Genomic DNA, 7,473 nt, shown 5'->3' with positions numbered 1-7,473 from the left:
ACGCCGGCGGCCCGGGCCGGTGCGGGCCCGGGCCGCCGCGGGGAAATGCCTACGCGTTCGGGTCGAACGGGATGCCGGCCGGCTTGGAGACGCCGAGCAGGTATTCGAACGAGCCGTCCTTGATTTTGATGGTGGCGTCGCCGAAGTCGGCGTTCATCAGCTTGTCCCGCAGGTCGGTGCTGGGCCAGCCGGTCCAGTCGACGAGCGGCGGATAGAACCAGTAGTGGTAGTAGTTCTCCGGCGGCTCGTCGTTGCCGTTGGCGAGCCGGAAGTAGTGGGTCGACAGGCCGTCCTTGTGGTAGACGACCTTGGGGTGGCTGCCGTCGAAGCGGACCTGCGAGCTCGGGTAGGTGACCTGGCTGCTGTGCTGGGTGGTGGTCACGTATTCGACCTGGTTGGTCGACTGGTCGACCCAGGAGATCACGTGCTCCCAGTCGTGCCGGTGGCCGCCGAGGCCGCTGCCGTCCACCGCCTGGTCCTTCTCGAAATAGCTGGCGTAGACGATCGCGCACCAGCCGTTGTTGCACTTCGAGCGGGCGTACGTCTGCGAGTCGTCCAGGTCGGACTGGTCGTGGCAGTGGCCGTTGACCGCGCCCGACGGGTTGAGGCCGGGCGCGATCGTGCCGTCCGCGCCGATCGCCGACGTGGCGTAGCAGCCGTCGGTGTCGTAGTCGTAGGCGGGCGAGAACGACTGCTCGTAGCCGCCCGCGTTCTGCGGCAGCCGGCCCGGTGGGTCGGCGAACGCCGGGGTCGCCGGCAGGATGATCAGGGCCGCCGCGAGCCCGGCCGCGATCAGGGAGCGTTTCACGGGAGCGTCCACCTCTGGTTGGCCCCGGCGGCGCAGTCCCAGATCTGCAGCTTGGTGCCGTCGGCCGACGACGGACCGGTCGCGTCCAGGCACTTGCCGAGCGAGCGCAGCGTGCCGTCGGTGCCCGCGGTCCAGGTCTGGGCGGTGGTCTGGTTGCAGTCGTAGATCTGCACCTTGGTGCCGTTGGCCGGGTTGGCGGCGGCCACGTCCAGGCACTTGCCGAGGGCGCGCAGGGTGCCGTCGGTGCCGACCGTCCACTGCTGGGCGGTGGTGCCGTTGCAGGTGTAGAGCTGGACGGCGGTGCCGTTGTTGGCGTTGGCGCCGGCGACGTCCACGCACTTGCCGCCGTAGCCGACGATCTGGCCGGTCCGGGACGGCGTACCGGTTCCGCTGGTCGCTCCGGCCCACACGTAGGTGCCGACGGTCTTGGCGGGGAGGGTCGCCGCGAACTGCTGGGTTCCCACCCGTACGGAAACCGGCTGCGACGCGGCCGTCTGGTTGACGACGACCGTGACCAGAGTCCCGTCCGGGTTCTGGAAGGCGACGTTCGTCGTGCCGGACGACGAGCCGTTGTTGGACGACACGCGCTTGGCGCCCGGCTGCACGAACTTCGAGAACTGGGCGATCATGTAGTAGTCCGGCAGGGCCCAGAAGGTGTCCGGGTTCGAGGCGCTCTGCACGAGCATCGTCGGGTCGGGCACGCCCGGCCACCGGGTCGGCGCGTGGTTCTGGTCGAGCATCGACACCCAGCCCTCGTAGAGGGTGGCCGAGTTGCGGAAGTACTGGATCAGGCGGTCGGCGCCGGCGGTGCCCCAGACCGAACGCTCGGTCATCAGCACGTCCTTGTCGGGGTAGGTCGCCTTGACGGTCGCCATCGCCGAGGGGTCGCCGCTGTAGTCGTGGAACGCGATGCCGTCGACCGACGAGTACGCGTTGCTGTGGCTGGTGCCGGAGCCGAGCACACCGGAGGCGTAGGTCGCGCCGTCGCTGAAGTTGTGGTCGAACGCCCAGATCTTGGTCGCGCCGAGGCTGTTGTTGGTCAGCTCGGTCTTGAGCGCGACCGCCAGTTGCCGCTCCTGGTCGGCGGTGATCAGCGTGCTCGGGTACGCCCCGGAGAACTCGGGCTCGTTCTGCAGCGTCATGCCGTAGATCGGGATGCCCTGGGCCGCGTACGCCTGGATCGCCTTGCGGTAGTACGTGGCCAGCGTCGGGATCTGCCCGGTCACCAGGTGGCCGCCGATCAGGCTGTTGTTGTCCTTCATCCAGCCCGGCGGGCTCCACGCGCTCGCGAAGAACTTGATGTTCGGGTTGATCGCCTTGGCCTGCTGGAGGACGGAGATGATGTGGTAGTTGACGTCCTGCTGAATGGAGAACCTGCTCAGCGACGGGTCGGACGCGCCGTCGTCGTACGAGTAGAAGTCGTGCGACGTGAAGTCGGCCGTCCCGAAGGTGATCCGGATGACGTTGAAGCCGGCTCCGGTCGACGGGTCGACGAGCGTGCGCAGCGCCTTGTCCCGCGCGGTCGCGCTCATCCGCGACAGGTTGTAGATCGTGGACTCTTCGAGCGAGGAGCCGACCCCGAGCATGCTCTGGAACTGCGTGTTGGTGTCGACCGTGATGGTCGGCGTGCCCGACGCCGCGGTCGTGGCGATGTCGGCCTGGCGCGACAGCTGGTAGGGCGTGCCGGCAAGCCCGGTGGCGGGATTGCTGTACCAGTTGGCGTTCTTCGGCTCGTAGCCCGCGGTGCGGGACTCGGAACTGAGGTAGACCTGCACCGACGTGGCGGCCGCCGCGTCGGCCGCCGGGGCGGCGGACAACGCGGCGAAGGTGCCTAAGGCGGCAACGGTCAGGACGGCGGTTCGGCGCATCGGCCCGGCCCTCTCGGAGAGTAATTTCAAGGCTCGATATAACTGTCCCGAAATCTTGGCCTGCCGAGAGAAGATCGTCAATGGCCATCTGTAAAGATAATGAACAGATTCAGCTCAGGTCGATCGCGTAGGCCTCTACCCGGACGCCGGCGTCGGGGTACGCACGTAGGCTGACCAGGCAGATCCCGCCACGGGACGGACCGTTCGAAGGTCGCGCCCGGACGGACCAGCGCGACCGCGAAGAGGCCACCGGCCAGGCGCCGGACCACGCCGGTGCAGCCGGGCGACGTCGACGAGCTCCGCCCCGGCGACGATCGCCGCCCGGACCTCCCGGTGCGCGGCCGGATAGGCCTCGAACAGCGTGGACAGCACGGCCGGCAGACGCGCCGCCGCCTTCCGGCTCGCGATCCTCGCTTCGCCGGCCAGCATCCCGCCTAGCAGCCCCGGCGGCCGCGGCGGCTCGACGAACCGCACCGCCCGTCCGACCGCATAGAGAGCGACCCGGTGGGCCTCCTCGTGCTCGATCCCGCGGGGCCGCGTGGCCCTCTTTTCCGCGTGGCATCCGTTAACAGCCACATTTCGCATTGCCAAATGTCAATTTGCCAGGTCGCAGAATTTGCACAGATCCTTTGTCGCCTGCGGTTCACTCACGCCGACAAGTCTTACTCTCCGTTGCCGGGACAATGCACAATCCTGGTACCTGATGCCAACCGAATTGGGGTTCGCGCGACCCGGTGAGAGGACCCGTCATGAGCGGCTATGAATCTTTGGGCGTAAGACCGGCCACCACCATGCGCGGAGCCCTGAAGGTAGCCCTCGCCATGCTGCTGCTGACGGCCTTCATGATCGTTGGAGGGATTGCCATGGTGGCGGCACTCGGACGCCAGGGCGACGCGGCGACCTGGGCGCGCTGGGGCAATGTCGGCCAGACCTTCGAGGCGGCCAATTCCGTCGTGTCCGCATTCGCCATCGGGGGAATCCTGATCTCGTGGGCGTTCCAGGCCTGGCAAATGCAATTTGCACAATTGGCGCTCCAGCGCAGCGTCGACGCCGAAGTCCGCGACCAGCACGTCACGCTGATGCACATGGCCATCAACGACCCCGATCTCGCTGCGGTGTGGCCTAACGACGGTGGCAAAGATCAGGCGACGCAGCGTCAATACTTTTATGCCAACCTGCTCGTTCAGCACGTCTGGCTTCAGCACACCACCGGCATCGCAACCCACGACGAGATGGTCAACAATCTAAAATACCTGTTTGCCAGCCCGATCGTCCGGGCTTTCTGGCGCGACACAGCCAACAGCCGACACAACATCTACGTCGAGGGAACCGCGGAACAGGACCTCGACGCGGTCGCGACCGCGATCTGGAATGAGTACGAGGCCGTCCTCGCGTGCTCCCCCGAGAACAACCCCCGTCCCCGCGAGCGTCGCGCCGGCGAGCGGCCTAGGTCAGATCTTTGACGGCCGCCATGAATGTCGCCCGGGTAATCACCACGATGCTCTCGTAAGGAGCAACGCCCGCATCTGGCGGAAGGCCGTCTCTCATCTCAGCGGTGCGATCAGTGCCCACAACGGCGAAGTTACCGTCCGCAAGCTCAAAAATGTCCGGACACGTACATCCCGTCGCCGAACCCCGGGCAGCGGGCGGAAGGCCGACCCTCCGCAGAACTTGAGCGGGCGGTAGGGCGGCTGCAGCGGGCGAAGCCAGGGTCACGATCGTAGTTTCTAACGGAAAGCGTTGCCATACACCAAATCCCGAAGATCTTTCGAGTGGATCGGTCGGTTCGCGCAGGAACTGGGAGCGCTCCCAGAATTCATTGAAAGAGCTCGATCGAGGCGGTAGGGTGACGGCGATCAACCGGTCTAGGCAGGGAGTTCGTCATGCGCCGCGCGCTGTTCGGGGTTGTTGCCGGTGGGCTGCTGCTGAGTGCGGCGGCCTGCGGGAGCACAGGTGGGCCCACACCCGGAGCGGGCACGCCGGCGGCCGGTGGGGCGGTCAGCCTGACGCCCGAGCAGGTGGCCACCAAGACTTCCTGCGAGGCGATCGGCGATGTCTACGCCAAAAATATGGGGGCCTTCGCCTCGTCCCTGAGCAAGGTGCCGGCCAGCGGAGACACCGCGCGGAAGGACGCCCAGCAGAAGCTGACCGCGTTCGGGTCGGCGATTCTCGGCGCGACGGCGGGCAGCACCGACGCGCAGATGCGGGCCGACGGCAAGCAGGCGGCCGACCACCTGCAGTCGACCGCCAAGAACGCCGGCTTCTTCGCGAAGATCAGGACAACGGACGACGTGAGCACCGTGCTCGGTCCGACCATGAAGGACTGGCTCGCCCCGGTCACCCACCACTGCTCATAACATCGGTGGTCTGGCCGGTCCAAGGCCGCCGCAAGTGCCTCCGGAGGACCCGGCAGGGTGTAAAGATCGGATGTCTATGGACGTCGATCGTTGACATCCACGAACCACTCCTCATATTTTACGAAGACTTCGTCTCCGTCCGATAGGTGGGGTGTCCGTCGTGTCCCTCGAACCGTCCCGTCGGGACTTCCTTCGCATGACCGGCGCGGCCGGCGCCGGCTTGGCCGTGCACAACGCGCATCCGTTCGCCGCCGGCGCACACCATGAACAGCCCGGAAGCGCGGAGATCCTCTGGTACAAGACCCCGGCCACCGAGGCCCGGATCATCCAGGAGGGACTCCCGGTCGGCAACGGCCGGCTGGGCGGTCTCACCGGCGGTGATCCCGCCGCCGACTTCCTGTACGTCACGGACGGTTCCTTCTGGAGCGGCGACCGCAACGACACGCTGCAGGACGACGGCCAGTTCCCGTACGAGGGCACGCACTTCGGCAGCTACGGCCTGCTCGCCAAGGTCGGCGTGAAGGTCCCGGCCCACGCGAACGTGACCGCGTACCGGCGGCAGCTCGATCTGGGCACCGGCGTGGTCAGCGCGACGTACCAGGTCGGCAAGGTGGAGTACCGCCGCGAGGTCTACGCCAGCCACCCCGACGACATCGTGGTCGTGCGGCTGACCCAGTCCGGTGGCGGCAGCTACACCGGGTCGGTCACGCTCGACGGCACGCACGGCGAGACGACCACCGGCGCCGACCTGACCGGCACGCTCAGCAACGGCCGGAAGTACGCCGCAACCGTCGTCCTCAAGAGCACCGGAGGCAGCGTCGACGGGCTCAGCTTCAGCGGTTGCCACGAGTTGCTGATCATCGTGAGCGCGGGCACCGACTACCACGCCACGGGCACCGACCCGCTGGCCACGGCGAAGAAGAAGGCGGCGACCACCAGCAGCGCCGACCGCCTGCGAGCCGACCACGTCGCCGACTACCAGCGCTTGTACAACCGCATGTCGATCCACCTCGGATCGTCGACGCCGCTGCAGCGTGGTCTCGACTCGTGGTCGCGCCTGGCCGTGCGCTACACCGACACGACCACCCCCGACCCCGAGCTGGAGGCCGCGTACATCCAGTTCGGGCGGTACCTGACGATCACCGGTTCGCGGGACACGCTGCCGATGAACCTGCAGGGCAAGTGGGCCAACAGCAACTCGCTGGACTGGTTCAGCGACTACCACACCGACATCAACCTCGAGATGAACTACTGGCCGACCGGGCCGGGCAACCTCGACGAGTGCGCGGAGGCGCTGGCCGACTACTGCGTCTCCCAGCTGCCGTCGTGGACCGACGTGACCGGGCGGCTGTTCAACGATCCGCGCAACCGCTTCCGCAACAGCAGCGGCAAGATCGCGGGCTGGGCGATGGCCTTCTCGACCAACATCGACGGCGGCAGCGGCTGGTGGTGGCACCCGGCCGGCAACGCGTGGCTGTCGGCGACGCTGTGGCGGCACTACGAATACACGCTCGACCAGGCGTACCTGAAGAAGATCTATCCGGTGCTCAAGGGCGCGGCCGAGTTCTGGCGGTCCCGCCTCATTCCGATGACCGTGGACGGCAAACAGGTGCTGGTCGACGACAACGACTGGTCACCCGAGCACGGGCCGCAGGACGCCAAGGGCATCACGTACGCCCAGGAGCTGGCGTGGGAGCTCTTCCGCGAGATCGGCGCCGCCTCCTCGGCCCTCGGTGTCGACGCCTCGTTCGCCGCCGAGATCAAGGAGCTCCAGGGAAGGCTGTATCTGCCGAAGGTCAGCCCGGCCAGCGGCTGGCTCGAGGAGTGGATGAGCCCCGACAACCTGGGCGAAGTCACCCACCGCCACCTCTCCCCGCTGATCGGCTTCTTCCCGGGCGACCGCATCGCCGCCGACACCAGCCCCTCGGCCCTCCTCGACGGGGTGCGCGCGCTGCTGACGGCCCGCGGCGACGACAGTTTCGGGTGGGCGTGCGCGTGGCGGTCGCTGTGCTGGAGCAGGCTGAAGGACGCCGACCGGGCGTACAAGCTGTTCCTGACCGTGCTGCGGCCGTCGATCAGCAACGGCAACGGGACGTCGGCCAACTTCTTCGACATGTACAGCCAGGGCAGCTACACGATCTTCCAGATCGACGCCAACCTGGGCGGCACGACCGCGGGCCTGGAGATGGTCCTCTATTCACGACCGGGCGTGATCGAGCTGCTGCCGGCACTGCCGAAGGCGTGGGCGGCCGAGGGCCGGGTGACCGGCATCGGCGCGCGTGGCGGCTTCAAGGTGGACGTGGCGTGGAGGAACGGCAAGGTCACGAGCGCGACCATCCACAGCGTCGGCGGCACGACGACGGAGGTGCGAGCCGGCTCGTGGAAGCGCACGGTCACCCTCGAGCCGGGCGCGTCGGTCACCGTAACGCCCGCGGGCTGA

5 protein-coding genes are annotated in these 7,473 nt (G+C 67.5%); 3 read left to right on the top strand and 2 right to left on the bottom strand.

The genetic code is table 11. The annotated features are described in order from the left end of the window. Positions 1-49: 49 nt before the first annotated feature. Together AB0M88_RS43435 and AB0M88_RS43430 are read right to left on the bottom strand one after the other, a co-directional pair. Entirely contained in the window at positions 50-808 is a 759-nt protein-coding gene (locus AB0M88_RS43435; protein WP_364112353.1) for an NPP1 family protein, read from the bottom strand. After that, positions 805-2,676 carry a ricin-type beta-trefoil lectin domain protein gene (locus AB0M88_RS43430; RefSeq protein ID WP_364112351.1) on the bottom strand — a complete coding sequence of 624 codons (1,872 nt, stop codon included), beginning with the start codon at positions 2,674-2,676 and terminating at the stop codon, positions 805-807. Before AB0M88_RS43430 ends, AB0M88_RS43435 begins: the two co-directional genes overlap by 4 nt. A 749-nt stretch (positions 2,677-3,425) precedes the next feature. On the opposite strand from AB0M88_RS43430, the gene AB0M88_RS43425 reads away from it, so the two are divergent. The 3 genes from AB0M88_RS43425 to AB0M88_RS43415 all read left to right on the top strand — a co-directional run bounded on the left by AB0M88_RS43425 (position 3,426) and on the right by AB0M88_RS43415 (position 7,473). Further along, positions 3,426-4,139 (top strand): DUF6082 family protein, encoded by a 714-nt coding sequence (locus AB0M88_RS43425; RefSeq protein WP_364112349.1) that lies wholly within the window; start codon positions 3,426-3,428, stop codon positions 4,137-4,139. Positions 4,140-4,559: 420 nt separating this feature from the next. Beyond that, entirely contained in the window at positions 4,560-5,033 is a 474-nt protein-coding gene (locus AB0M88_RS43420; protein WP_364112347.1) for a hypothetical protein, read from the top strand. Positions 5,034-5,193: 160 nt separating this feature from the next. Beyond that, positions 5,194-7,473 (top strand): glycoside hydrolase N-terminal domain-containing protein, encoded by a 2,280-nt coding sequence (locus AB0M88_RS43415; RefSeq protein ID WP_364112345.1) that lies wholly within the window; start codon positions 5,194-5,196, stop codon positions 7,471-7,473.

The organism is Actinoplanes sp. NPDC051411, from assembly GCF_040682075.1.
Classification (GTDB): Bacteria; Actinomycetota; Actinomycetes; order Mycobacteriales; family Micromonosporaceae; genus Actinoplanes.
The sequence above is the reverse complement of the archived record's forward strand: the minus strand, read 5'-3'. Positions and strand labels throughout refer to the sequence as shown.